General features: G+C 69.8%; 25 protein-coding genes. 18 read left to right on the top strand and 7 right to left on the bottom strand.

Features of this window, described 5'->3' with window-relative positions:
* Positions 1–1,299, bottom strand: a 1,299-nt coding sequence (locus tag ACE3P2_RS13530; RefSeq protein WP_374265305.1) for a PEP/pyruvate-binding domain-containing protein, incomplete at its 3' end; no start/stop codon positions are given.
* Complete coding sequence (locus tag ACE3P2_RS13525; protein ID WP_374265303.1) at positions 1,296–1,904, bottom strand: TetR/AcrR family transcriptional regulator; 609 nt, start codon at positions 1,902–1,904, stop codon at positions 1,296–1,298. The genes ACE3P2_RS13530 and ACE3P2_RS13525, both read right to left, overlap by 4 nt.
* 190 nt (positions 1,905–2,094) lie before the next feature.
* On the opposite strand from ACE3P2_RS13525, the gene ACE3P2_RS13520 reads away from it, so the two are divergent.
* The 14 genes from ACE3P2_RS13520 to ACE3P2_RS13455 all read left to right on the top strand — a co-directional run bounded on the left by ACE3P2_RS13520 (position 2,095) and on the right by ACE3P2_RS13455 (position 15,327).
* On the top strand, positions 2,095–3,015 hold the full coding sequence (locus ACE3P2_RS13520; RefSeq protein WP_374265301.1) for a bestrophin family protein: 921 nt from the start codon (positions 2,095–2,097) through the stop codon (positions 3,013–3,015).
* Between the two features lie 110 nt (positions 3,016–3,125).
* Positions 3,126–3,650 carry a spermidine N1-acetyltransferase gene (speG, locus tag ACE3P2_RS13515; protein WP_374265299.1) on the top strand — a complete coding sequence of 175 codons (525 nt, stop codon included), beginning with the start codon at positions 3,126–3,128 and terminating at the stop codon, positions 3,648–3,650.
* A 61-nt stretch (positions 3,651–3,711) separates the two neighbouring features.
* Entirely contained in the window at positions 3,712–5,088 is a 1,377-nt protein-coding gene (locus ACE3P2_RS13510; RefSeq protein WP_374265297.1) for a sigma-54-dependent transcriptional regulator, read from the top strand.
* Between the two features lie 22 nt (positions 5,089–5,110).
* Entirely contained in the window at positions 5,111–7,228 is a 2,118-nt protein-coding gene (locus ACE3P2_RS13505) for a cache domain-containing protein (protein ID WP_374265294.1), read from the top strand.
* Positions 7,229–7,289: 61 nt separating this feature from the next.
* Positions 7,290–8,561 carry a hypothetical protein gene (locus ACE3P2_RS13500; RefSeq protein WP_374265292.1) on the top strand — a complete coding sequence of 424 codons (1,272 nt, stop codon included), beginning with the start codon at positions 7,290–7,292 and terminating at the stop codon, positions 8,559–8,561.
* 11 nt (positions 8,562–8,572) lie between these two features.
* Positions 8,573–8,986 carry a hypothetical protein gene (locus tag ACE3P2_RS13495; RefSeq protein WP_374265290.1) on the top strand — a complete coding sequence of 138 codons (414 nt, stop codon included), beginning with the start codon at positions 8,573–8,575 and terminating at the stop codon, positions 8,984–8,986.
* 96 nt (positions 8,987–9,082) lie between these two features.
* On the top strand, positions 9,083–9,442 hold the full coding sequence (locus ACE3P2_RS13490) for an ArsR/SmtB family transcription factor (RefSeq protein ID WP_374265288.1): 360 nt from the start codon (positions 9,083–9,085) through the stop codon (positions 9,440–9,442).
* On the top strand, positions 9,439–9,852 hold the full coding sequence (locus ACE3P2_RS13485) for an arsenate reductase ArsC (protein ID WP_374265286.1): 414 nt from the start codon (positions 9,439–9,441) through the stop codon (positions 9,850–9,852). Before ACE3P2_RS13490 ends, ACE3P2_RS13485 begins: the two co-directional genes overlap by 4 nt.
* Before the next feature lie 9 nt (positions 9,853–9,861).
* On the top strand, positions 9,862–10,917 hold the full coding sequence (gene arsB / locus ACE3P2_RS13480) for an ACR3 family arsenite efflux transporter (protein ID WP_374265284.1): 1,056 nt from the start codon (positions 9,862–9,864) through the stop codon (positions 10,915–10,917).
* A 19-nt stretch (positions 10,918–10,936) separates the two neighbouring features.
* Positions 10,937–11,983 (top strand): permease, encoded by a 1,047-nt coding sequence (locus ACE3P2_RS13475; protein WP_374265282.1) that lies wholly within the window; start codon positions 10,937–10,939, stop codon positions 11,981–11,983.
* Between the two features lie 15 nt (positions 11,984–11,998).
* Positions 11,999–12,235, top strand: a complete 237-nt coding sequence (locus ACE3P2_RS13470) for a thioredoxin family protein (protein ID WP_374265280.1) — start codon at positions 11,999–12,001, stop codon at positions 12,233–12,235.
* Between the two features lie 321 nt (positions 12,236–12,556).
* Positions 12,557–13,252, top strand: a complete 696-nt coding sequence (locus ACE3P2_RS13465; protein ID WP_374265278.1) for a PEP-CTERM sorting domain-containing protein — start codon at positions 12,557–12,559, stop codon at positions 13,250–13,252.
* Positions 13,253–13,371: 119 nt separating this feature from the next.
* Complete coding sequence (locus ACE3P2_RS13460) at positions 13,372–14,022, top strand: L,D-transpeptidase (protein ID WP_374265276.1); 651 nt, start codon at positions 13,372–13,374, stop codon at positions 14,020–14,022.
* Between the two features lie 54 nt (positions 14,023–14,076).
* Positions 14,077–15,327, top strand: coding sequence for a nucleoside recognition domain-containing protein (locus ACE3P2_RS13455; protein ID WP_374265274.1), 1,251 nt, complete (start codon positions 14,077–14,079; stop codon positions 15,325–15,327).
* Between the two features lie 4 nt (positions 15,328–15,331).
* On the opposite strand, the gene ACE3P2_RS13450 is transcribed toward ACE3P2_RS13455, so the two are convergent.
* The 5 genes from ACE3P2_RS13450 to ACE3P2_RS13430 all read right to left on the bottom strand — a co-directional run bounded on the left by ACE3P2_RS13450 (position 15,332) and on the right by ACE3P2_RS13430 (position 20,580).
* Positions 15,332–16,996, bottom strand: coding sequence for an ABC1 kinase family protein (locus ACE3P2_RS13450; protein ID WP_374265272.1), 1,665 nt, complete (start codon positions 16,994–16,996; stop codon positions 15,332–15,334).
* A gap of 146 nt (positions 16,997–17,142) precedes the next feature.
* The gene (phnE, locus tag ACE3P2_RS13445) at positions 17,143–17,913 is read right to left on the bottom strand and encodes a phosphonate ABC transporter, permease protein PhnE (RefSeq protein ID WP_374265270.1); all 771 of its coding nucleotides are present in this window, start codon (positions 17,911–17,913) and stop codon (positions 17,143–17,145) included.
* Positions 17,914–17,986: 73 nt separating this feature from the next.
* On the bottom strand, positions 17,987–18,829 hold the full coding sequence (locus ACE3P2_RS13440) for a PhnE/PtxC family ABC transporter permease (protein WP_374265268.1): 843 nt from the start codon (positions 18,827–18,829) through the stop codon (positions 17,987–17,989).
* Positions 18,826–19,644: a phosphonate ABC transporter ATP-binding protein gene (locus tag ACE3P2_RS13435; RefSeq protein WP_374265266.1), complete on the bottom strand. Its 819-nt coding sequence runs from the start codon at positions 19,642–19,644 to the stop codon at positions 18,826–18,828. Before ACE3P2_RS13435 ends, ACE3P2_RS13440 begins: the two co-directional genes overlap by 4 nt.
* A gap of 51 nt (positions 19,645–19,695) precedes the next feature.
* The gene (locus ACE3P2_RS13430) at positions 19,696–20,580 is read right to left on the bottom strand and encodes a putative selenate ABC transporter substrate-binding protein (RefSeq protein WP_374265264.1); all 885 of its coding nucleotides are present in this window, start codon (positions 20,578–20,580) and stop codon (positions 19,696–19,698) included.
* A 370-nt stretch (positions 20,581–20,950) separates the two neighbouring features.
* On the opposite strand from ACE3P2_RS13430, the gene fdnG reads away from it, so the two are divergent.
* The 4 genes from fdnG (at position 20,951) to fdhE (ending at position 26,579) form a co-directional block, all read left to right on the top strand.
* Positions 20,951–24,022 carry a formate dehydrogenase-N subunit alpha gene (fdnG, locus tag ACE3P2_RS13425; protein ID WP_374265262.1) on the top strand — a complete coding sequence of 1,024 codons (3,072 nt, stop codon included), beginning with the start codon at positions 20,951–20,953 and terminating at the stop codon, positions 24,020–24,022.
* 10 nt (positions 24,023–24,032) lie between these two features.
* Positions 24,033–24,929: a formate dehydrogenase subunit beta gene (gene fdxH / locus ACE3P2_RS13420; protein WP_374265260.1), complete on the top strand. Its 897-nt coding sequence runs from the start codon at positions 24,033–24,035 to the stop codon at positions 24,927–24,929.
* On the top strand, positions 24,926–25,552 hold the full coding sequence (locus ACE3P2_RS13415) for a formate dehydrogenase subunit gamma (RefSeq protein ID WP_374265258.1): 627 nt from the start codon (positions 24,926–24,928) through the stop codon (positions 25,550–25,552). The genes fdxH and ACE3P2_RS13415 overlap by 4 nt, the downstream gene beginning before the upstream one ends.
* A gap of 97 nt (positions 25,553–25,649) precedes the next feature.
* On the top strand, positions 25,650–26,579 hold the full coding sequence (gene fdhE / locus ACE3P2_RS13410) for a formate dehydrogenase accessory protein FdhE (protein ID WP_374265256.1): 930 nt from the start codon (positions 25,650–25,652) through the stop codon (positions 26,577–26,579).
* The last annotated feature ends 46 nt before the right edge of the window (positions 26,580–26,625 follow it).

Below are 26,625 nucleotides of genomic sequence, written 5' to 3'. Positions count from 1 at the left end.
GGCCAGCGCCGCCGCCACCTCGGCCTCGCCGCGCCGCCGCAGGGCCGGCGCCCGGCGCAGGTAACGCAGGGTGTTGCCCAGGTGGCGCAGGCGATCGCGCCAGCTCGCCGGCGGCACGTCCAGCGCCGGCTGATGGCCCCCCATGATCGCGTTGAAGGCGTCGGGCGCCAGCCCCACCGCCTGCCATGCCTCCCACTGCAGGATGGTCGCCTCGAGGTAGAGCCGACCCTCGAACAGCCCGGCCCGCTGCACGCCGGGCAACAGCGGAAAGCCGGCGATCCGCCAGCCCGCCTCGAGCAGATCGTTCACCCCGCGCCGCGAAAAGCTCCAGTCCATCGGCGAGAGCGGCTCGGGCATCACCTCGCAGGTGTTGCCGCGGGTCCACACCGCTGGGCGGCCTTGCAGCGCCGGGTAGGTGCGGTGGGGCCGCCGGGTCACCGGACGGGCCTGGGTCAGCCAGAAATCGCGGCCGTCCCAGACCCATTCCAGATCGTGCTGCGGCGCACTGAAATCCAGCGCCACCGCCGCGTCCCGCAGCAGCGCGGCGAGCGCCTCGGCGCGCGTCGTGTCCAGCACCGGAGCGGACGCCCGCGCCGGCGCCACCGGCACCCGCGCGGTGCCGCCGGATGCCGCCGGCACGCTCATCGTCGCCTTGCGGCCACGGCGCGACGCGGCGAGGCGCCAGACGTCCGTGCTGTCCTCGGCGAAGACGTATTCGTCGCCGTCGGTCTCGCCGCCGACCAGGGTCTCGCCGAGGCCCCAATGGGCGTGGATCACCAGCCGGTCCTCGCGGCCGCTGGCCGGATCGCAGGTGAACGCGATGCCCGACGCCTCGGCCGCCAGCAGCGGCATCACCACCACCGCCATCGCCGCCTCGCCGGTGAGCCCGAGGCGCTGCCGGTAGGCCGCCGCCGCCGGCGTGTCGAGGGACGCCCACACCTCGCCCACCGCCGCCACCAGCGCGTCGACGCCGCGCACGTTGAGGCAGGAGCGGTAGATCCCCGCGAACGAGGCGCCCGCCGCGTCCTCTCCGACCGCCGACGAGCGCACCGCGAGCGGCGTGTCGAGCCAGCCGCGGGCCGCCAGCGCCTCGCCCAGGCCCGCCCGCAGTGCAGCCGGCCCCCCTGCCGCGCGGTGCCGGCTGCACGGCGCGGCGATCACGAAGAAATCCGCCACCGGCAGCCCGTATCCAGCGAGCAGACCGAGGTGGAAGCCCTTGCCGCCGACGTGTCCGGCGCCGGCCCGTGCCGCGTCCGCGGCGTCCACCAGCCAGTCGGCGGTGTCGTGGGAGGCGCTCATGGCCGCACGCCCAGGCCGTTACAGGTCAGATCGAGCATCGTCGTCATCTCCTCGTCGAGGGGCCGTCCGCTGCCGCCCAGCCAGCGCAGCAGCGTGGCCAGGTGGACAAACTGGAAGTGGATCGCCAGTTGCGCGGCCGGCAGGTCGCGACGGAACGCGCCGGCCGCCTGGCCGTCGGCGATCAGCGCGGTGAAGATCTGGTCCATGCCGCTGCGCTCGCGGCCATCGTCGAGCAGGTCGAGCGTCGCCAGGCGGTGGCGCACGTAGTGCAGCAGGTAAGCGCGCTGCCGCTCGCACCAGTCCGCCTGACGCGCCAGGAAGTGCGCCAGCCGCTCGCGCCCCGGCGCCAGTTGCGCCAGCTCGGCCTGGATCACCGGCCACACCAGGCGCAGCTCCCGGTGGAAGCGGTGGCGCAGGAGCGCCTCCTTGACCGGAAAATGCTTGTACAGCGTGGCCTTCGCCACGTCGGCGGCGGCGGCGATGCGCTCCATCGTCACCGCCTCGTAGCCATCCGCCTCGAACAGCGCCCAGGCGGTGTCGGCCAGGTGGTCGAGCAGTTGCTGGCGCTTGCGTTCGCGGCGACCGGGCAGGGTCGGATCGGTCATCGAATGTCCTTTCGCGTGAGGCCGGGCGGTGTCGCGGCGCACCCGGCCCGGTGAATAAATTGTACGTCGTTTATTTTTATACGTCGTTCACTTTTTGATGGATTTTTCGACCGCCCGCCTTCTCCCCACCGACGCTAGGGAAATCCCCGGCGACACGGCAGAATGGCGGGTTTCGTCGCGAGCGCCGCCCATGATCGTCCGTCCCCACCTGCACTGGTTCCGGCTGCTGTTCGTCTGGCGCGGCTCGGTGCTGCCCTACATCGTCACGCGCTTGCTGCTGGTGTCGGCGGTGTCGGTGCTGAGCGTGCTCGGCCGGGGCTGGTGGATGCGCATCCATCCCGAGTCGGCGCTGTCGATCCCGCCGTTCACGCTGATGGGCATCGCGCTGGCGATCTTTCTCGGCTTTCGCAACTCGGTGAGCTACGAGCGCTTCTGGGAGGCGCGCAAGCAGTGGGGGGCGCTGCTGATCGGCGCCCGCTCACTGACCCGCGAGATCGTCAGCTTCGCCCCTGGCCAGACCGAACTGCACCGCCGCTTCACCCGTCTCCTGGTGGCCTTCGTGTTCGCCCTCAAGCACCAGCTGCGCGGCACCGACCCGCGCGCCGAACTCGCCGGCCGGCTCGACGCCGCCACCCTCGAACGGGTCTGCGCCGCGCGCTTCGGCCCGTCGCTGCTGCTCCTGCGCCTCGCCGAGGAGCTCGCCGCGGCGCGCCAGGCGGGGCTCATCAGCGACATCCAGCAGCACTCGATGGACCGCAACCTCAACCTGCTCACCGAAGCCTCGGGCGCCTGCGAGCGCATCGCCAACACCCCGATCCCCTACACCTACCGGGTGCTGATGAACCGCACGGTGATGATCTACTGCCTGGCCCTGCCGGTGGGCCTCGCCACCACCATCGGCTGGCTGACGGTGCTGATCGGCCCCTTCATCGCCTACACCTACCTGGCCCTCGACGTGATCGGCGAGCAGATCGAGGAACCCTTCGGCGAGGAACCCAACGATCTCGCCCTCGACGCCATGTGCCACGGCATCGAGCTGACGGTGTGCGAGCTGACCGGCGATGCGCCCGTCGGCACGCCGCCGCCGGTGGTCGATTACGTGCTCACCTGAGGCGCGCGCCGCCGCATCGGCGAACTTCCCGGCGGCGCCCCCGGTCCATCGGAAGGGCGCGGCGCATCCGCCCGCGCCCGCCCTCGAACCGCCCCCGCCCCGGACCCGTCATGAGCCCCATCCTGCGCCTGCGCCCCCTCGAACGCGAAGACCTGCGCTTCGTCCACGAACTCGACAACAACGAAACGGTGATGCACTACTGGTTCGAAGAGCCCTACGAGGCCTTCGTCGAGCTCGCCGACCTCTACGACAAGCACATCCACGACCAGAGCGAGCGGCGCTTCATCGTCGAACGCGACAAGGTTCGCGTCGGCCTCGTCGAGCTGGTCGAGATCAACCACATCCACCGCCGCGCCGAGTTCCAGATCATCATCGCCCCCGAACACCAGGGTAACCACTACGCCACCACCGCCACCCGGCTGGCGATGGACTACGCCTTCACCGTGCTCAACCTCTACAAGCTGTCGCTGATCGTCGACTGCGAGAACGTGCGCGCCATCGGCGTCTACAAGAAACTCGGCTTCACCGAGGAAGGCCTGCTGCGCCACGAATTCTTCGTCGATGGCGTGTACCGCGACGTGTTCCGGATGGCCGTCTTCCAGTCCGACTACCTCGCCCACCGCCAGCGCCCCTGAGCGGCGCGCGGGCGGGGCGACGGGCTGCCGCTCGGCCCCGCCGCGTGGTTAAATCCGCCGCATGAACGCCCGTCCCGCCGACGCCACGCCCGCCCCCGCCTCTGCCTCCCGCGAGCCCGCCTGGGCCGACTACGCCGTGCTCGTCGTCGACGACGAAGCCGGCGTGCGCAACTTCCTGCAGCGCGCCCTGCAGGCCCGCGGCTGTCGGGTGGATGTGGCCGGATCGGCCGAGGAAGGCGCCGACCGCCTCGCCGAACACCACTTCGACGCCATCGTCCTCGACATCGCGCTGCCCGGCCGCTCCGGCATGGAATGGCTGCGCAGCCTCAAGAACGCCGGTTTTGCCGGCGACGTGATCCTCATCACCGCCTTCGCCGACATCGAGACCGCCATCGACGCCCTGCGCGCCGGCGCCTCCGATTTCGTCCTCAAGCCCTTCCGCGTCGACCAGATCGTCAACTCGCTGCAGCGCTGCTTCGAGCGCGCCCGCCTCGACCGCGAGAACTTCGTCCTGCAGCGCCAGGTGGACGGCCTGGGCGGCCAGGTGGACGGGCTGGTCGGCCACTCCGAGGCCATGCACCGGCTCTCCGACCTGATCCGCCGCGTCGCGCCGATGCCATCGACGGTGCTGATCCTCGGCGAATCCGGCGTCGGCAAGGAAGTCGCCGCCCGCGCGCTGCACCAGATCAGCCCCCGCGCCGAGCGCTCCTTCGTCGCCCTCAACTGCGCCGCGGTGTCCGCCGAGCTGATGGAAAGCGAACTCTTCGGCCACGTCCGCGGCGCCTTCACCGGCGCCCGCGAGGCACGCCGCGGCCTGTTCCACTACGCCAACGGCGGCACCCTGTTCCTCGACGAGATCGGCGAGCTGCCGCTGGCGCTGCAGACCAAGCTGCTGCGGGTGCTCGAGGAACGCCGCATCCGCCCCATCGGCAGCGAGGCCGAAGTGCCGGTGGACGTGCGCGTCGTCGCCGCCACCAACCGCGACCTGCGCGCCGAGGTCGCCGCCGGGCGCTTCCGCCAGGATCTGTTCTACCGCCTCGAAGTGGTCACCGTCGCGATCCCGCCCCTGCGCGAGCGCCGCGAAGACATCGCCGAACTCGCCGGCCACTTCAACGCCCAGCTGTCCACCCGTCTCGGCCTGCCGCCGCTGCCGCTCACCCCGGCCGATCTCGCGCGCCTGTCGGCCTACGCCTGGCCCGGCAACGTGCGCGAGCTGCGCAACCTCGTCGAGCGCGCGCTGATCCTCGGCGGCCTGCCCGCCACCGGCGAGGCGGCCGGCTTCGCCGACCCGCTTCCCCTGTCGCTGGCCGAAGTCGAGAAGCGCCACATCCTCGCCGTGCTCGAACAGTGCGGCGGCAACCGCGCCCGCGCCGCCGCGCTGCTCGGCGTCTCGCGCAAGACCCTCGACCGCAAGGCCGTCGAATGGGGCCTGGCCTGACCCCCATGCCGGCCCGCCGCCCATGAGCCTCCGCCTCGCCGGACGCCTGCGCCGTTCCGTGCGCGCCAAGCTGCTGGCGATGGTGCTGGCGCCGCTGCTGCTCGGCGTGCCGATCCTGCTCGGCCTGGTCTGGCTGTGGGGCAACGAGGGCTACCACCGCCTGGTCAATTACAAGGTCGGCTCCGACCTCGTCACCGCCCACGAATACTTCGCCCGGATGCGCCACAACGTCGGCGTCGACCTGGACGCCGCCGCCCGCAGCCAGCGCCTGGCCCGCGCCCTGGCCGGCCCGCCGGACGCCCTCGCCCGCGATCTCGAAGACGCCCGCCAGCAGGCCGGGCTGGATTTCCTGTTCCTCCTCGACGCCCGCGGCCGCCTGCGCGCCGCCGCCGCCAGCACCGCCCTGTCCGCCACCGGCGCCTACGCCGAACGCAACCGCTGGCCGGTCGTCGGCGCCGCCGTCGCCGGCACGCCGGGCACCGCGGTGGACGTCTTCGACGCCGGCCATCTGGCGGCCATCGACCGCGGCCTGTCGCGCCGCGCCCGCCTCGCCCTGGTCCCCACCCCCAACGCCGCCCCCGACAGCCGCAGCGAGGAAACCCGCGGCCTGCTGATCCACGCCGCCACCCCGGTGCAGGACGAAGCCCACCGCACCGTGGCGGTGCTCGAGGGCGGCGTGCTGCTCAACGGCAACACCGATCTCGTCGACCGCCTCAACGCCATCATCTACCGCGACGGCACCCTGCCCCTGGGCAGCAAAGGCACCGCCACCCTGTTCCTCGGCGACACCCGCATCGCCACCAACGTGCGCCTCTTCGCCGGCGAACGGGCCCTCGGCACCCGCGCCTCGCAGGTGGTGCGCGACCACGTGCTGGGCAAAGGCAAGGTGTGGCTCGATACCGCCTTCGTGGTCAACGACGACTACGTCTCCGGCTACGAGCCGGTGGTCGACAGCTTCGGCGAACGGGTCGGGATGCTCTACGTGGGCTTCCTCGAAGCGCCCTTCAGCGGCGCCATGCGCGGCGCGCTGCTGGCCCTGTTCGCGATCTTCATCGGCGTCAGCGTGGCCGGCGCCGTGCTGTCGCTCAACTGGGCGCGCAGCGTGTTCAAGCCGCTGGAGCGGCTCAGCGCCACGATCCGCCGCGTGGGCGGCGGCGACCACGACGCCCGCGTCGGCCAGGTGGCCAGCCGCGACGAGATCGGCCAGCTCGCCGACGCCTTCGACCAGCTCCTCGACAGCCTCGCCGCCCGCCGCATGGAGCTGCAGCGCTGGGGCGACGAACTCGACCGCAAGGTGGCCGAACGCACCCGCGAACTGGAAGCCGCCAACGCCACCCTCGACCAGGCCCGCCGCCACCTGGCGATGACCGAAAAACTCGCCGCCATCGGCGAGCTCACCGCCGGCGTCGCCCACGAGATCAACAACCCGGTGGCCGTCATCCAGGGCAACCTCGACGTGCTGCAGGAGATCCTCGGCCCCGCCGCCGCGCCGGTGAAGGAGGAGATCCGCCTGATCCACGCGCAGACCCACCGCATCTGGCTGATCGTCACCAAGCTGCTGCAGTTCGCCCGGCCGGGCGAATTCGCCGGCTACGCCGAAGGGGTCGACCCGGCCCAGGTGATCGCCGACTGCCTCGTGCTGACCCGCCACAACCTCGACCGCCGGCGCATCGAGGTGGCCGTGGACAACGCCGCCACCTGCCGCGTCGAGGTCAACCTCGGCGAACTCCAGCAGGTGCTCATCAACCTCATCGTCAACGCCATCCAGGCCATGCCCGACGGCGGCCGCCTCACCATCGCCACCCGCGACTGGCACGAGGACGGCCGGCCCGCCGGCGCCGCCATCGAGGTCTGCGACACCGGCCACGGCATCGCCGCCGAAGACCTGTCGCGCATCTTCGACCCCTTCTTCACCACCAAGAAGGGCTCCGGCACCGGCCTCGGCCTGTCGATCAGCTACGCCATCGTCGAACGCTACGGCGGCCGTATCGACGTCGCCAGCCGCCACGGCGAAGGCGCCTGCTTCACCATCCGCCTGCGCAGCGAGGCCCGCTACGCCGACGCCCCCACCGCACCGGGCTTCGCCGCCCGCTGGATCGAACCCACGCACCCCGATCCGTTCGCCCCCCCGCGCGGCTGATACGATTCGGTTCCATGCCATTCTGGCGACGATCGCCTTAGCCGCCCGAGCTCCGCACGCCATGCGACACCCACGCGTCCTCCTGCTGATCACCGCCGTCCTCGCCGTGTCGGGGCCGGCTCGCGCCGTCGATTACGCCACCGCGGTGTTCGGCACGGTGGGCTACGCCCGCTCGGATCACCCCTTCGTCTACCAGCGCAACATCGACGACAACGGCGGCTTCAACCGTGACAGCGTGTTCGGCGCCCAACTGGACATCCGCTTCACCCCCGAATGGGGCGCCACGCTGCAGGGCCGCTTCGCCCCCGCCGTGGCCTCCGACGTCCAGTGGGACACCACGCTCGCGTGGGCCTTCATTTCGTGGCGGCCGAGCAACGACTGGCAGTTCCGCGTCGGCAAGCTGCGTATCCCCGGCTATCTCAACGCCGAAAACATGGACGTGGGCGCCACCTTCGACTACGCCCGCCTGCCCGCCGAAGTCTATTACCTCACCTCCATCGTCGATTTCACCGGCGGATCGGCCACCAAGACCTGGACCGCCGGCAGTGGCGACATCAGCCTCGACGCCTACTGGGGCCGCAACAACGGCTACTGGCGCCAGTACTTCCGCACCAGCTACCTGGGCGTCGAGCCAGCCGGCGCCTACTACCTGCCCCTCACCCTGACGATTCGCGGTCTCGCGCTCGCCTATCGCAACGACGACGACGTCTACAAGCTCGCCTACTACATGGCCAGCGACACGCTGCGGCCCACCGGCGACTGGGTGGTTCCGACCCTCGAAACCCCTGCCCCCGGCGTCAGCTACTACAGCGTGATTCCCGGTGGCCCCCACGACACGCGCGACTCACGCCTGCGGGCGCTGATGCTGGGGGCCGACGTGGGCATCGGCAACGGCTACCGCCTCGCCGGCGAGCTCGTCCAGCGCCGCACGCTGGACGTTCCCGGCGGCTTCAATTCCACCGGCGGCTACCTCGCCCTGCGCAAGCAGGTCGGCAGATGGACGCCCTACGTCTATCACGCCCGGCTGCGCTCCAACGGCACCGCGCTCGATCTGTACCGCGCGTTCAACAACCCCAGCGTGCCGGCCAGCGCCGACCCCACCGGCTTCATCACCGCGATGCAGAAATCCGGCGCCGACGCCTTCGGCGCCTACGATCAATACACCTGGAGCATCGGCAGCGCCTACGCCCTCACCCCCACCAGCAAGATCAAGGCCGAATGGAGCCAGACCCGCGTGGGCGTCGCCTCGAGCCTGGTGGACACCCCGGCCAACGAAGACGTGAGCAAGCAGCGCTTCAACGTGCTGTCGCTCTCCTACAGCTTCGTCTTCTGATGGCGCGAGACATGCACGCACGCACCATTCCGCTGCTGCTCCTGCTGCTGCTCGCCGCCCCCTCGGCGGTTGCCGACGGCATCGCCCTCATCGGCCACGAAGCACTGCCGAAGACCGACCTCGGCCTCATCCGGCGCCTCTACACCGGCAAGGTGGTCGAGATCCGTGGCATCCCGGTCACCCCGGTCAATCTGCCCACCGGCCACCCCGTCCGGACCCGCTTCCTCACCAGCTTCCTGGGCCAGGACGAAGAGCACTACACCGGCTACTGGACGGTCCGCCGCTTCGTCGGGCTCGGTTCGCCGCCCAAAGAGCTGCGCACCCGCGCCGAGGTGATCGAATACGTCCGCGCCAATCCGGGCGCCATCGGCTACGTGGACGCCGACGATCTGCCCGCGGGGGTCAACATCCTGCAGCAGCGCTAAGCCCACGTCCGCCGACATCGCGCCGGGGGGCCCACCGGGTCGGCTGTCACCGAACTGTCACTGGACGAATCCGTATATTTCGACAATACTTGAAATATGGAAACGCTCAATGCCGCCGAACTGCTCGCCGCCCTCGGCCACGAATCGCGCCTCGCCGTGTTCCGCCTGCTCATCGAAGCCGGGCCCGACGGCCTCAACGCCAGCGCCATCGGCGAAGCGCTGGGGATGGCGCCCGCCACCCTCTCCTTCCACCTGGCGCACCTGAGCCGGGTCGGGCTGATCAGCGGCGCGCGGGAGAGCCGGTTCATCCGCTACACCGCCGGCTACGCCACGATGGACGAGCTGATCGCCTTCCTCACCCGCAACTGCTGCCAGGGCGCGGCCTGCCTGCCCCGGACGGCCTGTTGCGACACCACCGAGAAACGCCGCGCCCTGGCCGGAAAGCCCACCCCATGACCACTCCCTTCACCGTGCTGGTGCTGTGCACCGGCAACGCCTGCCGCTCCCAGATGGGCGAAGCCATTCTCAACCACGACCTCGCCGGCCGCGTGCGCGCCCTCTCGGCGGGCACCGCGCCGCAGCCCCGCGTGGCCGCCGGCGCCATCGAGGCCCTCACCCTGGCCGGGCTGCCCACCGCGGGCCTGCACCCCAAGACCCTCGACGCGGTGCTCGACGAGCCCATCGACCTGGTGGTCAGCGTCTGCGACAACGCCCGAGAGCACTGCCCGGTCTTCCCGCGGGCCGTCAAGCGCATTCACGTCGCCTTCCCCGACCCCCACGGCGCGCCCCTGGACCGCTTCGTGGCGGTGCGCGACGACATCCGCGCCCGCCTCGTGCCGGCCGTGCGCGACGCCCTCGGCCTGTGAGGTGCGACGATGACCCAAGCCTGTGATCGCGCCGTCCCCGCACCGATGAGCGTCTTCGAGCGCTACCTCACCCTGTGGGTGGGCCTGTGCATCGTCGCCGGCATCGCCCTCGGCCAGCTCGCCCCCGGCCTGTTCCGGGCCGTCGGCCGGCTCGAGATCGCCCAGGTGAACCTGCCGGTGGGCCTGCTGATCTGGGTGATGATCGTCCCGATGCTGGTCAAGGTCGATTTCGGCGCCCTCCACGAAGTGCGCCAGCATCTGCGCGGCATCGGCGTCACGCTGTTCGTGAACTGGCTGGTCAAGCCATTCTCGATGGCGCTGCTGGGCTGGCTCTTCGTGCGCAACCTGTTCGCCCCGCTGCTGCCCGCCGACCAGCTCGACAGCTACATCGCCGGCCTCATCCTGCTCGCCGCGGCGCCGTGCACCGCGATGGTCTTCGTCTGGAGCCGCCTCTCCGGGGGCGACCCGCTGTTCACCCTGTCCCAGGTCGCGCTCAACGACAGCATCATGGTGTTCGCCTTCGCGCCGATCGTCGCGCTGCTGCTGGGCATCTCGTCGATCACCGTACCGTGGGCCACGCTGCTCGCCTCGGTGCTGCTCTACATCGTGATCCCGGTGATCCTCGCCCAGGCGTGGCGCCGCGCCCTGCTGGCCCGCGGGCCAGCCGCCTTCGAGGCCGCCATGGCCCGCATCGGCCCCTGGTCCATCGCCGCGCTGCTCGCCACCCTGGTGCTGCTGTTCGCCTTCCAGGGCGAAGCCATCCTGCGCCAGCCGCTGGTCATCGCCCTGCTGGCGGTGCCGATCCTGATCCAGGTGTTCTTCAACGCCGCGCTGGCCTACGGGCTCAACCGCGCGGTGGGCGAGCAGCACGCGGTGGCGTGCCCGTCGGCCCTCATCGGGGCGAGCAATTTCTTCGAGCTGGCGGTGGCTGCGGCCATCAGCCTGTTCGGTTTCGAATCCGGCGCCGCGCTCGCCACCGTGGTGGGCGTGCTCATCGAAGTGCCGGCCATGCTGCTGGTGGTCAAAGGGGTCAACGCCTCCCGCAGCTGGTACGAGTCACGCTGACCCCGCCCGGAGATCCGCCATGACCGCCCACCTGCACCCCACCGACGATCGGCTTCCCCGCTGGCTCGCTGCCGTGGTGCTGGCGGCGGCGGCCTGGTGGCTGGCCTACGGCCACCTCACCGCCTTCGCCGACGCGGTGATCGCCCGGCTCGGCCTCACCCGCGACACCCGGCTGGGCGAAGCCGTGCATTTCTTCTTCTACGACACGCCCAAGGTGCTGCTGCTGCTGCTCGGCGTCGTGTTCGTGATGGGCATCGTGCAGACCTTCTTCGCCCCGGAGCGCACCCGCGCCCTGCTGGCCGGGCGGCGCACCGGCGTGGGCAACGTGCTGGCCGCCAGCCTCGGCATCGTCACGCCGTTCTGCTCGTGCTCGGCGGTGCCGCTGTTCATCGGCTTCCTGTCGGCGGGCGTGCCGCTGGGGGTCACCTTTTCCTTCCTGATCGCCGCCCCGATGGTCAACGAAGTCGCCCTGGCGCTGCTGTTCGGCATGTTCGGCTGGCGGGTGGCGGCGCTCTACCTCGCCCTCGGCCTCGCGGTGGCGATCGTCTCGGGGCTGGTGATCGGTCAGCTCAGGATGGAAGCCCACCTCGAGGACTGGGTACGCCAGATCCTCGCCGGCCAGCGCGCCGCCGGCGCCCACGACACCCCCGGCTGGGTGGCCCGCTTCGAGGCCGGGCGCGACCACGTCCGGCAGATCTTCGGCAAGGTGTGGCCCTACGTCCTGGCCGGCATCGCGGTCGGCGCGGGCATCCACGGCTACGTGCCGGAAGATTTCATGGCCTCGTTCATGGGCCGCGACGTGTGGTGGGCGGTGCCCGCCGCCGTGCTGCTGGGCGTGCCGATGTACACCAACGCCGCCGGCATCATCCCCATCGTCGAGGCGCTGATCGGCAAGGGCGCCGCCCTCGGCACCGTGCTCGCCTTCATGATGAGCGTGATCGCCCTGTCGGCGCCCGAGATGATCATCCTGCGCAAGGCGCTCAAGCCGCGCCTCATCGCCACCTTCGCCGGGGTCGTCGCCACCGGCATCCTGCTGGTGGGCTATGTCTTCAACCTGCTGCTCTAATCCGAGGAGAACGTCATGAAGCAGATCAAAGTACTGGGCACCGGCTGCGCCAACTGCCGCAGCACCGTCGCCCTGATCGAAGCCGTCGCCCACGCCAGGGGCGAAGCGATCGCCCTGGAAAAGGTCGAGGACATGGCCGCCATCGTCGGCTACGGCGTCCTCGCCACGCCCGGCGTGGTCATCGACGGCCAGGTCGTCCATGCCGGCGGCGTGCCCGGCCGCGACAAGGTGGAAAGCTGGTTCGGCGCCTGAAACCCGCCGGCCGCGGCCGCGCCGACGACACCGCGCGGCCGCATGTCAACATGTTGTGACCTGTAAAATCCGGGAGGATAATCGGCGCAGGGCGCTTCCAATCGCCTTCAACGAGACGAGCACACGCCGTGGTCGCGACCGCCCGGTTCATGCCGCGAGCAAAAAATCCATCCGCATAAAAAAAGCAACAACCGTATTTTTTGGCAATTCCGACAGAGCAGCCAGTCGTGCTGACTGGATCGTGTTTTTCTTGCTTCTGAAGTACGCGCATGAAATTCGCAACGAATCTCATGTCTGCTTTTTATGATCAGGGGGATTGAAATGCTTGCCAGAAAAATGACACTCGGTGTGCTGGCCGGTCTTGCGCTTGCCGGCAGCGCGCACGCGGTGGTGATCGACTTCACGGGGGGTATCGCCCATTTGTCCGACGGCACCAACGTCGTGACCGACAACACCAATATCTATTACTCGGTCGATTACTACGACCAGGGCGGATTCCGCTACGACTTCATCGGTGGTACCGGCATCATCGGCAACTACTACGCCATCGGATTTCGTCCGGATGGAACCACCATCCACAACGCCGTCGTGCACGCCCACTGGCTGACGGACGTGCAGGCCATGACGATCACCGCGCTCGACGGCTCGACGTTCGACCTGAACTACATCGACCTCACCTCGAACACCATCACGGGCGGCGGGCAGGCTTCGGGCACCGAACAAAGCTACATCAGCACCAACAACGGCTATTCGGTCAGACTGCCGAGTTCCGACTGGGGGTTCGATTTCGATTACAGCGGCGGCACCGGGGACGGCGTCGCCCGGCTCTATCTCGACGCCCATTTCGACGCCGTCACCTCGGTGACCTTTTCATCGACCAATGCCTACTGCTTCGGCATGGACAATTTCTACATCAACGAGCCCGCGCCGCCCAACCCGGCCCCCGAACCCGCAACGATGGCGCTGCTGGGCCTCGGTGCGGCCGGCATGGCGATGACGCGCCGCCGCCCACGCTGAATCCACACCACAGCGCGTGACGACGAATGGCGGCCCCGGCCGCCATTCGCGCTGCAGGGCGATGCTCAGCAAAATCCAACCCGCCCCTGGCCCACGCGGCGAGCCCCGCTCCGCACCCCATGTCCTCCCAGCTCCTCCTCGTCCTCGCCCCGTCCTGGTCCGCCACCACCGCCCGTCTGCAGCGCTACGCGCGCGCCGCCGGCGACACCTGGCAGGCAGTCGGCCCCGAGATGCCGGCGACGCTCGGCCGCGCGGGGCTGGCCTGGGGACGTGGACTGCATCCGGCGATGGCCGGCGCGGCCAAGCGCGAAGGCGACGGACGCGCGCCGGCCGGGATCTTCGCGCTCACCGGGCTGTTCGGCTACGGGGCCGACGATGGCCGTTTCCGCCTGCCCTACGTCACCGCACGGCCGGGCCTCAAGTGCGTGGACGACCCCGCCTCGCGCCACTACAACTGCCTCGTGGACGCCGCCGACCAGACGCCCGACTGGTCGAGCTGCGAGGACATGCTGCGCGCCGACGCCCGCTACGAGATCGGCGCGGTGGTGGCGCACAACCACGCGCCGGCGCACCCCGGCGCCGGCTCGTGCGTGTTCCTGCACGTCTGGGAATCGCCCACCACCCCCACCGCCGGATGCACCGCCCTGGGCCGGGACGACATGTTCGAGATCGCCCGCTGGCTCGACGGCGCCCGCCAGCCGCGCCTCGTGCAACTGCCCGACGACGCCTACGCCCGCCTGCAGGGCCCGTGGGACCTGCCGCGGCGATGACAGCCCGGCGCCGCGCCGCTAGACTTTTCGCCTCTTCGTAACGGCCCGCCCACCGTGCTCAACCGGATCTGGATCGCCTTCGTCCTCGTGGGTTTCGCCGCCGCCGTGGTGCAGACCGCGCAGGGCGACCTGGACCTGTTCTCGCGCCTCCTCGGCGGGCTGTTCGACACCGCGAAGACCGGGTTCGACATCGCACTCGGCCTCACCGGGGTGATGAGCCTGTGGCTCGGCATCATGAAGATCGGCGAGCGCGGCGGCCTCATCCCGCTTTTCGGACGGCTGGTGGCGCCGTTCTTCCGGCGCATCTTCCCCGAGATCCCGCCGGGCCACCCGGCTGCCGGCAGCATCGTGATGAACGCCAGCGCCAACCTGCTGGGGCTCGACAACGCCGCCACCCCGCTGGGCCTCAAGGCGATGCGCGAGCTGCAGGAACTCAACCCGCAGAAGGACACCGCCAGCAACCCGATGATCATGTTCCTGGTGCTCAACACCGCGGGCATCACGCTGATCCCCACCTCGGTCATCGCGATCCGCCAGAGCATGGCCGTGCAGCAGGGCATCGCCGGCTTCAACGCGGCGGACATCTTCCTGCCGACGCTGCTGTCCACCTTCGTCTCCTTCACCGCCGGGCTGGTGGCGGTGGCCGCGTGGCAGCGCATCAACCTGCTGAGCGCACCGGTGCTGGCCTGCTTCGGCGGCTTCGCGGCGCTCATGGGCGGGCTCTACGCCTGGCTCGCCCCGCTGCCGCCGGCGCAGATGGCCCAGCTGATCGGGCTGCTGGGCAGCGGCATCGTGGTATCGATCATCGCGCTCTTCGTGGGCGTGGCGGCGCTGCGCGGCGTGGACGTGTACGAGAGTTTCGTCGACGGCGCCAAGGAAGGCTTCGGGGTGGCGGTGCAGATCGTCCCCTACCTCATCGCGATGCTCGCGGCGATCTCGATCTTCCGCACCAGCGGCTGCATGGATTACCTCGTCGGGGCGATCCGCAACGCCGTGCTGGCCCTCGGCCTCGACGCCGACTTCGTGCCGGCGCTGCCGGTGGGGCTGATGAAGACCTTGTCCGGCAGCGGCGCCCGCGGGCTGATGGTGGACGTGATGCGCACCTACGGCGTCGATTCCTTCCAGGGCCGGCTGGCGGCGATCATCCAGGGCTCGACGGAAACCACCTTCTACGTGCTGGCGGTGTACTTCGGCAGCGTGAACATCACCCGCACCCGCTACGCGGTGGCCTGCGGGCTGATCGCCGATTTCGTCGGGCTGATCGGCGCCATCGTCATCGGCTACCTGTTCTACCACGGCGCCTGAAGCGCTAGCGCCCCCCGCGCCACACCGACAGCAGCACCCACAGGCCGCCGATCACCGCCGCCACGAAACCCAGCAGCCCGAACAGCGACACCGAATCGCCGCGATGCACCGTGAGTGCGATCGACGAGCCGACGATCAGCGCCGCGGTCACGATGCCCATCGTCAGGCGGCTCGCCGCGCGGTCGAGCTGGTCACCGAAGGCCTTGAGCGGCGGCACGTCCACCTCCACGCGGAGGCTGCCGCGGCGCGCGGTGCGCAGCAGGCGGCCCAGGTCCCGGGGCAGGCCGGCGAGCAGATCCACCGCCCCCAGCAGCCCCCGCCAGCCGCGCCGGGCGATGGCGTCCGGCGCGTGGTGGGCCAGCAACACGGTGCGCAGGAAGGGCGCGGCCTCGGCGGCGATGTCGAAATCCGGGTCGAGCTGGCGGCCCAGACCCTCGAGGGTGATGAAGGCCTTGATCATCAGCGCCAGATCGGGCGGCAGGGCCAGGCCGTGCTCGCGCAGGATGGTGACCACGTCGCCCAGCATCGCACCGAAATCGAGCTGCTTGAGGGCCACCCCGTGGTACTCGTCCACGAAGCGCTCGATCTCGGCGCGCAGCGCCTCGCCGTCGCCCTCCGCTTCGCCGCTCCAGTCGAGCAGCACGTCGGTGACGCGCCGCGAGTCGCGGTCCACCAGGCCGTGCATCAGCGCAGCCACCTGGTAGCGACGCGTCTCGGGCAGGCGCCCGACCATGCCGAAGTCGATGAAGGCGAGGCGATTGCCGGGCAGGTAGAACACGTTGCCCTGGTGCGGGTCGGCGTGGAAGAAGCCGTCCTCCAGCATCATCTTGAGCACCGCGTCGGCACCGCGCCGGGCCAGCAGGCGGCGGTCGAAGCCGGCCGGCAGGTCGGCCACCGCGCGCCCCGGCAGCCCCTCGACGAAATCCTGCACGTTGAGCCGCTCGCCCGTCCACTGCCAGTGGATGCGCGGCACGACGATCTCCGGGTGGTCGGCAAAGCTCGCGGCGATGCGCTCGGCGTTGCGCCCCTCGGCCGAAAAATCCAGCTCGCGGCGCAGCGAATGGGCAAACTCGCGCACCACCTCGCGGGGCCGGTAGCGGCGCAGGTCAGGCGCCTCGGCCTCCATGATCTCGGCCAGGCGCGCCAGCAGGCGCAGGTCGGCCTCGATCACCGGGCGGATGCCGGGGCGACGGATCTTGAGCACCACCGGGCTGCCGTCGGCCAGGCGCGCGCGATGCACCTGGGCGAGGCTCGCCGCCGCCAGCGGCGTGGTGTCGAGTTCGGCAAACACGGCTTCCGGCGCCTCGCCCAGGTCTTCGGCGAGCTGGGCGCGGATCGCCTCGAAGGGCACCGCCGGCGCCGCGTCCTGCAACATGCCGAACTCGGCGATCCACTCGGGCGGGAAGAGGTCGGCGCGGGTGGCGAGGATCTGCCCGAGCTTGACGAAAGTCGGCCCCAGCGCCTCCAGCGCCTGGCGCACCCGCTGGGCCGGGTCGAGGTGGAGCAGTTGCGCCTGGCCGTGCCAGTGCAGCGCCTTGCCGGCGCGCTCCAGCGCGTGCGCCATGCCCAGGCGCTGGACGAGATCGCCGAAGCCGTAGCGGATCAGCACCGCCGCGATGTCATGGACGCGGCCCAGATCGCGGGCGGCGCCGAGGGCTTCCCACAGCATCAGCGGAATCCTCCGGCAAGGGGGGCGACGGGACGAAAGGCGGCCATCTGAACGGGTCCGGTGAAGAATCGGGCGAAAGCGGCGGCGCAACCCGCCAGACCCCGAAGATTGACCAAGCCGGCGCCCCCGTCAAGGGCCGACGCGACTCAGCCCATCCGACGCCGCAGCCACGCGCTGGCGCCATCGACCGCGATGGCGAGCACCAGCATCGCCAGGATCGCGGTGCTCGCCTCGGCCTCGTGGAACAGCGACAGGCTGTAGTAGAGCAGGGCGCCCAGCCCGCCGGCACCGACGAAACCGAGGATCGCCGCCATGCGGATGTTCATCTCCCAGCGGTACAGCGCGTAGGCCAGCCACTGGGGCGCCACCTGCGGCAGCGTGCCGTACAGGAAGCCCGCCAGCGCCGGCGCACCCCCCGCCGCGAGCGCCTCGGCCGGCGCCGGAGGGGCGTTCTCCAGCGCCTCGGCAAACAGCCGGCCCAGCACACCGGTGGTATGCAGCGCCAGCGCCAAGGTGCCGGCGAAGGGGCCGAGGCCGGCCGCCAGCACCATCAGCGTCGCCCACACCAGTTCCGGCACCGAGCGCAGCAGGTTCAGCGCGAAGCGCGCCACGCCACGCCCCAGCCGCCCGTGGCGACCCGACGCGGGCAGCGCCAGCAGCGCGCCGCCGCCGACCGCCAGCACGGTGCTGAGCAGCGAGATCGCCAGCGTCTCAAGCGCCGCTCCGCCCACCTTGGCGAGGAAAGCCGGTGCCAGCGCGGGCGGGAAGAAGCGCCGCACGAAGGCCACCGCCTCGTCCGCGGCGCCGCCCGAAAACAACGCGCCGAGCGGCATGTCGAGGAACGCGAAGCTCGCCACCACCGCCGCCAGCACGGCGACGACGCTCAGCAGCCCGCTCGGCGAGACGCCGGCCCTCATCGTCCGGCCTCCGCCAGATCATCGCAAGAAACGATGATCGAATTGAAAATCCATCTTTCTTCAAGATGAAGCCTCACGCCAGCCTCCGCCGCAGGTGTTCCGACAGGGCGTCGGCCGCCACCACCAGGGCCAGGAAGGTGGCGAGGATGGTGGCCGCCTCGCCGCCGTTGAGCATCTTCATGGACTGGTCCATCAGCTGACCGAGGCCGCCGGCGCCGACGAAGCCCATCACCACCGAGGCGCGCACCGCGCATTCCCAGCGATACACGGTGTAGGACACCAGCTCCTGGGCGGCGGTGGGCAGCAGGCCGTAGCACAGCGCCGCGAGCCGCCCGCTGCCCGCCTCGAGCAAGGCCCGCGCCGGGCGCGCGTCGGCGGATTCGAGGATTTCGCCGTACACCTTGCCGAGCATCCCGCCGTAGGTGATGCCCAGCGCCAGCACGCCGGCCGCCGCGCCGAGCCCGAAGACCCGCACGAAGAGCAGCGCCCACACCAGCTCCGGCACCCCGCGCAGCACCGCCAGCAGCACCCGCGCGACGAGCCGCACGCCCCCTCCGAGCCCGCCCCCGCGCCCCGGCCCCAGGCGCGACACCGACAGGCTGCGGGTCAGCACCAGGCCCAGCGGTACCGCCAACAACACCGCCAGGGCGATGCCGGCGGTGGCCATCGCGAGGGTCTCGACGGTGGCGCGGCCGAGCAGGGCGAGGAAATCCGGCGAGGTTTCGGGCGGCAGGAAGCCACCGACGAAATGTCCCATCGCGCCCAGGTTGCCGTCGTCGAACAGCGCCGCCGGCCGAAAATCGGCGAGGCGCAGCAGCGGCCACAGCAGTACCAGCGCCACCAGCGTCCAGCCCAGGCGGGGCAGGGCGGCCGGGTCGCGCGGCGGCGCGGCGGTGGCGGGACCGGAGCGGCTCATGCGCAGCGCAGGGGCGGCAGCTCGCCGGCGGGGGCGGACGCCGGCGCGGTGGGCCCGCCCGCGGGCGGCAAGCCCCCCTCGGCAGCGTAGAGCTCGCGCAGCTGGACGTCGGTGACGCGGGCAGCGGGCAGGTCGAAGAAGACCCGGCCGTCCTTCACCCCGACCACCCGCGGGAAATGTCGCAGGGCCAGCTCCACCGCGTGCAGGCTCGCCACCAGCGTGGCGCCGCGGGCGCGGGCGTCGTCGTTGAGCAGCGCCACGGTAAGCTCGGAGAGCGCCGGATCGAGCGCCGATACCGGCTCGTCGGCGAGGATCAGGTCGGGCTGCTGGTACAGCACGCGGGCCAGCGCCACCCGCTGGAGCTGGCCGCCGGAGAGACGGTCGCAGCGGGCGTAGAGCTTGTCGGCCAGGTCGAGGCGGGCGAGCGCCGCGCGGGCCCCCGCCGGGTCCGCCGGCCACACCAGCGAGGCGACCGCCTTCCACAGCGGCCAGTGGCCCAGCCGGCCGGCCAGCACCGCGGTGACCACCCGCTGGCGCAGCGGGATCGGCGGCGCCTGGTGCACCAGCCCGATGCGCGCGCGCAGGCGCCGCAGCCGGGACGGCGAGGCCGTCCACGGTTCCACGTCGAGCAGGCGCAGACGCCCCTCGGTGGGGCGCAGCGCGGCGCCGAGCACTCGCAGCAGGGTGGTCTTGCCGGCGCCCGACGCGCCGATCAGCGCCACCCGCTCGCCGGGCGCGATGTGCAGGCGCAGGTCGTCGAGCGCGCGAAAACCGTTGGCGTGGACCAGGCCGACGCCTTCGAGGGAGAAACCCATGGTGATCCTCGTGCAGCCTTGCGGGGACGGCGCGGGCCGTCCCGCCGGGGCTTACTTCAGCAGGCCGGCGGCGTGGGCCGCGCTTTCGATGCCCTTGTAGTTCTCCACCTTGGTGGGGATGAACTTGCTGGCGCGCTGCAGCGCCATGATTTCACGGTGCGCCGGGTTGGCCGGGTCGAGCTTGAGGAAGGCCTGCTTGAGCTTCTCCTGGATCTTCGGATCGAGGTCGCCGCGCACCGTCCAGTTGTAATCGAAGTAGGGCGGGGTGGTGGCGAAGACGCGCACCTTGCTGGTATCCACTTTCTTCTGCTCGACCAGCTTGTCCCACACCGAGGCGTTGAGCACGCCGGCATCCACCTTGCCGGCCTGCACGAAGGCGACGGTGGCGTCGTGGGCGCCCGAGAAGGCGACGGTCTTGAAATCGGTGTCCGGGTTGATGCCTTCCTGGCCGAGGAAGTAACGCGGCATCAGGTGGCCCGAGGTGGAGGAGGGCGCGCCGAAGGCGAAGGTCTTGCCCTTGAGGTCGGCGAAACGCTTGATGCCGTCGTTGGCGGTGATGAAGCGGGAGGTGAACTTGGCGTCCTCGGCGCGCTGGACCAGGGGCACGGCGGTGCCGCCGGTGCGGATCTTGGCCTGCACGAAGGTGAAGCCACCCAGCCAGGCCATGTCGAGCTTGCGGGTGGCGAGGGCCTCGACCACGGCGGCGTAGTCGGTGACCGGCACGAAGACGACCTTCATGCCGATCTCCTGCTCCAGGTAGGCGCCCAGCGGGGCGAACTTGCGCTGCAGCTCGGTGGGCGCCTCGTCGGGAATCGCCGAGACGCGCAGCACGTCGTCGGCCTGGGCGGCGAGGGGAAGGCCGGCGGCGGCGGCCAGCGCGGAAGCGGCAAGGGCGCGCAGCAGCGCGCGCCGGGCAAAGGGCACGGAAGTCATCATCAGCTCCTCAAAAGGCGCGCGTTGCCGCGACGCCGGCAGCCGGAACGGGGAGAACGGCCCCGGCTCAACTTTCCGGGCCGACAGCCGTCGACCCAGGTGAAACACGTCCAGGCGGTACACAGACCGCGGGGCGGACTATAGCGGCGTCGCCGGCCGGAGTGAACAGCCGGGACGGCGGCTTTCCACCCGTCATCGGGCGGTGCTGCATCACAGATGGACATTCTGTCCCGGGGATGGACAAAATGTCCCGAAACAGGTTGAAGAACAGATCCAAGCCTTTGAAGCATAAGGATCGGCGACCTGGCGCAAGGCTTGCTGTGCACTCAGACGCACGCTTTTTTTGCGGTTAAACGAAGGAGGAAGACACACCATGCAACTCTCACGGCGCCAGTTCTTCAAGGTGGCCGCCGGGGGCTTGACCGGGTCGAGTCTGGTCGCGATGGGCTTTTCGCCCACCGCGGCCCTCGCCGAGGTAAGAACCTTCAAGCTCGCGCGCACCACCGAAACGCGCAACACCTGTCCGTACTGCTCGGTCGGGTGCGGCATCATCATGTACAGCCTGGGCGACAGGGCCAAGAACGCCCATGCCGAGATCGTCCACATCGAAGGCGACCCGGATCACCCGGTCAACCGCGGCAGCCTGTGCCCCAAGGGCGCCGGCCTGCTCGACTTCGTGCACAGCAAGAACCGGCTCAAGTACCCGGAAGTGCGCGAGCCCGGCAGCAAGGAATGGAAACGCATCGGCTGGGACGAGGCCTTCACCCGCATCGCCAAGCTGGTCAAGGAAGACCGCGACGCCAACTTCATCGCCAAGAACGCCGACGGCGTGACCGTGAACCGCTGGCTCACCACCGGTTTCCTCGCCGCCTCCGCCTCCAGCAACGAGGCCGGCTACATCACCCACAAGGTGGTGCGCAACCTGGGAATGCTCGCATTCGATAACCAAGCGCGTGTCTGACACGGCCCGACGGTGGCAAGTCTTGCCCCGACGTACGGCCGTGGCGCCATGACCAATCACTGGACCGACATCAAGAATGCGGACGTGATCCTGATCATGGGCGGCAACGCTGCCGAAGCCCATCCCTGCGGCTTCAAATGGGTGACCGAAGCGAAAGCGAAGAACAAGGCCCGCCTCGTGGTCGTGGACCCGCGTTTCACGCGCTCCGCCGCGCTGGCCGACCTGTACGCGCCGATCCGCACCGGCACCGACATCGCCTTCCTGGGCGGGGTGATCAATCACCTGATCGCCACCGGAAAGGTGCATCTGGATTACATCAAGTCGTACACCGACATGAGCTACCTCGTGAAGGACGAGTTCGCCTTCGAGGACGGCTTCTTCTCCGGCTACGACGCCGAGAAGCGCAAGTACGACAAGGCCAGCTGGGACTACCAGATCGGCGAGGACGGCTTCGTCAAGACCGACCCGACACTGGAAAACCCGCGCTGCGTCTGGAACCTGATGAAGGCCCACTTCGCCCGCTACACGCCGGAAGTGGTCGAGAACATCTGCGGCACGCCGAAGGCCAAGTTCCTGCAGGTGGCCGAGCTGCTCGCCTCGACCCACACCCCCGACCGGGTGATGACGATCCTGTACGCCCTGGGCTGGACCCAGCACAGCGTGGGCTCGCAGATCATCCGCACCGCGGCGATGGTGCAGCTGCTGCTGGGCAACATCGGGCGGGCCGGCGGCGGCATCAACGCGCTGCGCGGCCACTCCAACATCCAGGGCCTCACCGACCTGGGCCTGCTGTCGAACCTGCTCCCCGGCTACCTCACGCTGCCCGGCGAGAAGGAAACCGACTACGACACCTACATCGCCAAGCGCGCGCCCAAGCAACTGCGTCCGGGCCAGCTCTCCTACTGGCAGAACTACGGCAAGTTCCACGTCAGCCTCATGAAGGCGTGGTACGGCGCCGCCGCCACCCGCGAGAACAACTGGGCCTTCGACTACCTGCCCAAGCTCGACAAGACCTACGACGTGCTGCAGGTGTTCGAGCTGATGCACCAGGGCAAGATGAACGGCTACTTCGCCCAGGGTTTCAACCCGCTCAACTCCTTCCCCAACAAGGCGAAGGTGAGCGCGGCGCTGTCGAAGCTGAAGTTCCTCGTCATCATGGACCCGCTGGCCACCGAGACGTCCGAGTTCTGGCAGAACCACGGCGAGTTCAACGACGTGGACCCGGCCAAGATCCAGACCACGGTGTTCCGCCTGCCGACCACCTGCTTCGCCGAGGAAGACGGCGCGATCATCAACTCCGGCCGCTGGCTGCAGTGGCACTGGAAGGGCGCCGAGCCCCCCGGTGAAGCCAAGACCGACCCGGAGATCATGGCCGGCCTGTTCCTGCGCCTGCGCGAGCTGTACAAGAAAGACGGCGGCGCCTTCCCCGATCCGATCGTGAACCTCAGCTGGCCGTACAAGATTCCCCACGAGCCCTCCCCCGAGGAGCTCGCCAAGGAATACAACGGCAAGGCGCTGGCCGATCTGGTCGATCCGAAGGACCCGACCAAGGTCATCAAGAAGGCCGGCGAGCTGCTGGATGGCTTCGCCCAGCTCAAGGACGACGGCTCCACCGCCTGCGGCTGCTGGATCTTCTCAGGCGCCTGGACCGAGAAGGGCAACATGATGGCCCGGCGCGACAACGCCGACCCGTTCGACAACGGGCAGACGCTGGGCTGGGCCTTCGCGTGGCCGGCCAACCGGCGCATCCTGTACAACCGCGCCGCCGCCGACCCGTCCGGCAAGCCGTGGGACGCCAGGCGCAAGCAGGTCTGGTGGGACGCCGCCGGCGGCAAGTGGGTGGGTTCCGACGTGCCCGACTTCAAGGTCGATTCGGCCCCCGAGGATGGCATGGGCCCCTTCATCATGAACCCCGAGGGCGTGGCGCGCTTCTTTGCCCGCGGCATGATGAACGAAGGCCCGTTCCCCGAGCACTACGAGCCCTTCGAGACCCCGATCGGCGTCAATCCGATGCACCCGAAGAACCCCAAGGCCACCTCCAACCCGGCGGCCCGCGTGTTCAAGGGCGACATGGAAGCCTTCGGCACGGCCAAGGAGTTCCCGTACGCGGCGACCACGTACCGGCTCACCGAGCACTTCCACTACTGGACCAAGCACGTCGAGTCCAACGCCATCACCCAGCCCGAGCAGTTCGTCGAGATCGGCGAGGCGCTGGCCAAGGAGAAGGGCATCGTGGCCGGCGACAAGGTGAAGGTCAGCTCCAACCGCGGCTACATCAAGGCCGTAGCGGTGGTAACCAAGCGCATCCAGCCCCTCAAGGTCGACGGAAAGATCGTCCACCACGTCGGGATTCCGCTCCACTGGGGTTTCAAGGGTGTTGCCAAGAACGGCTTCATCACCAACACCCTGACGCCTTTCGTGGGAGACGGGAACACCCAGACGCCGGAGTTCAAGTCCTTCCTGGTCAACGTCGAGAAAGCCTGAGGAGATCGCCATGGCATTGCAATCACTGGACATCGCCAAGCGCTCGGCCACGACCACCGAGCCGCCCCAGGCGCGCAAGACCCTCGAGGTCGCCAAGCTCATCGACGTCTCCAAGTGCATCGGCTGCAAGGCCTGCCAGGTGGCGTGCATGCAGTGGAACGACCTGCGGGACGAAGTCGGCACCTGCGCCGGCACCTACGACAACCCGCGCGACCTCACCGACCAGAGCTGGACGGTCATGCGCTACGCGGAAGTCGAATCGGAAGAACGGGGCCTCGAGTGGCTGATCCGCAAGGACGGCTGCATGCACTGCGAGGACCCGGGCTGCCTGAAGGCCTGCCCGTCGCCGGGCGCCATCATCAAGTACGCCAACGGGATCGTGGATTTCCACCAGGAAAACTGCATCGGCTGCGGCTACTGCGTGACCGGCTGCCCGTTCAACGTGCCGCGCATCTCCAAGAAGGACAGCAAGGCCTACAAGTGCACGCTGTGCTCCGACCGCGTCGCGGTCGGGCTCGAGCCGGCGTGCGTGAAGGTCTGTCCGACCGGCTCGATCAGCTTCGGCTCCAAGGAAGACATGAAGGAGCTGGCCGAGGAGCGCGTCACCGAGCTCAAGGAGCGCGGCTTCAAGAACGCCGGCCTCTACGACCCGGCCGGGGTGGGCGGCACGCACGTCATGTACGTGCTCAACCACGCCGACAAGCCGACGCTGTACAGCGGCCTGCCGACCGACCCGACGATCGCCCCCACCGTCACCCTGTGGAAGAGCATCGCCAAGCCCATCGCGATGGCCGGCATGGCCGCCGCGGCGCTGGGCGGGCTGTTCCACTTCGTGATGAAGGGCCCCAACGAGGTCTCGAAGGAGGTTGAAGCCGAAGTCGAGAAAGAACTGGAGGGCGAAAAATGAAACGCGATCCTTCCGATCTGCAGCGTTACACGGCGTCCGAACGGGCCAACCACTGGGTCACGGGCATCTGCTTCATCCTGCTCGCGCTCTCCGGCCTGGCCCTGTTCCACCCGGCGCTGTTTCCGCTCACCTACCTCTTCGGCGGCGGCACGTGGACGCGCATCCTCCACCCCTTCATCGGGGTGGTGATGATGCTGTTCTTCGTGGTGATGTTCTTCCGCTTCAAGCGCCTCAACCACATGACCCCCACCGACTGGGAGTGGGTCAGGCGGGCGAAGGAAATGGTGGATGGCGACGACCACAACATGCCGGAGATGGGCAAGTACAACGGCGGCCAGAAGCTGCTGTTCTGGTTCCTCGGCATTGCCATGCTGGTGCTGTTCGTCTCCGGCATCGTGATCTGGCGGGCGTACTTCTCTGCCAGCTTCCCGATCGGCGTCGTGCGCATCGGCGCCCTGCTCCACGCGGTGTTCGCCACGCTGATGATCATCGCCATCATCGTGCACGTGTATGCCGCCATCTGGGTGCGCGGCACGATCCGGGCGATGCTCTACGGCACCGTCACCCGCGCCTGGGCCAAGCAGCACCACCGCGCCTGGTACCGCCAGGTCACCGGCAAGTAAGGCGTCCGGCGGCTTCCCGCTCCGGCGGGAAGTCCCGGCACGAACCGTTTCCCTGTTGCACGGGGTCGCCCACGGCCCCGGCTTTTTTCCCGACGCCATGCAGAAACTGCTGACCCCCGAAGAGATCGCCGTCCAGGCCGGCACCGAAGGCGCCACCCATCGGCTGCCCGCCGCCGACGTCTTCGCCAACCGCGCCGCCCGCCTCGAACAGCTCGCCGACGGCCACGCGATGGGCGACTTCCTGCGCTTCGCGGCCCGTCTGGCCCGCGCCCAGGACACCCTGCTGCGCCACCGCGCCCCCGAAACCCGCCCCGCCGACGCCCACCTCGCACGCTGCCGCCAACACGGGATGCCGCCCATCGGCGCCTTCGACACCCCACTGCCGGCCGACTGGGTTTACGTGCTGCAGGCCATCGCCTTTGAAGTCGCCCCCCACGCCCCGGCCAGCCTGCAGAACGCCATCGCCGACCTGCCCGACTTCCCCCGCCCACGCCTCGACGCCATCGCCCGCGACATCCTGCGCGCCGAGGAACACCTCGCCAACCCGCTCGAACTCGCCCTCGCCCCGCTGCTCGGCGCCACCCTGCAGGTGTTGTGGACCGCCCGCGCCCGCGCGCTGCAGCCCGCCGACGTACCCACCGGCTTCGAAGGCGGCCAGTGCCCGTGCTGCGGCGCGGTGCCCGTGTCGTCCATCGTGCGCATCGGCGACGCCGGCCACGGCGTGCGCTACGCCACCTGCAGCCTGTGCGCCACCGAATGGCACGTCACGCGCATCAAGTGCGTGCCCTGCCAGAACACCCGCGGCATCGCCTACCAGGGCCTCGAAGGCGAAACCGGCCCGGCACACCCCGCCGTCAAGGCCGAAACCTGCCCCGAGTGCCACAGCAGTCTCAAGCTCGTGTCGATGGAAAAAGACCCGCTCGCCGACGCCTTCGCCGACGACCTCGCCACCCTCGCCCTCGACATGCTGGTGGACGAAACCGGTTTCCACCGCGCCGGGCGCAACCTCTTCCTGTTCATGCCGTAAAACCACCCAGTGGGCCGGCGCACCCGGCCCACGCCCACTACCCCCT

Origin of the sequence: Zoogloea sp. (assembly GCF_041911615.1) — a bacterium.
Classification (GTDB): domain Bacteria; phylum Pseudomonadota; class Gammaproteobacteria; order Burkholderiales; family Rhodocyclaceae; genus Zoogloea.
The sequence above is the reverse complement of the archived record's forward strand: the minus strand, read 5'-3'. Positions and strand labels throughout refer to the sequence as shown.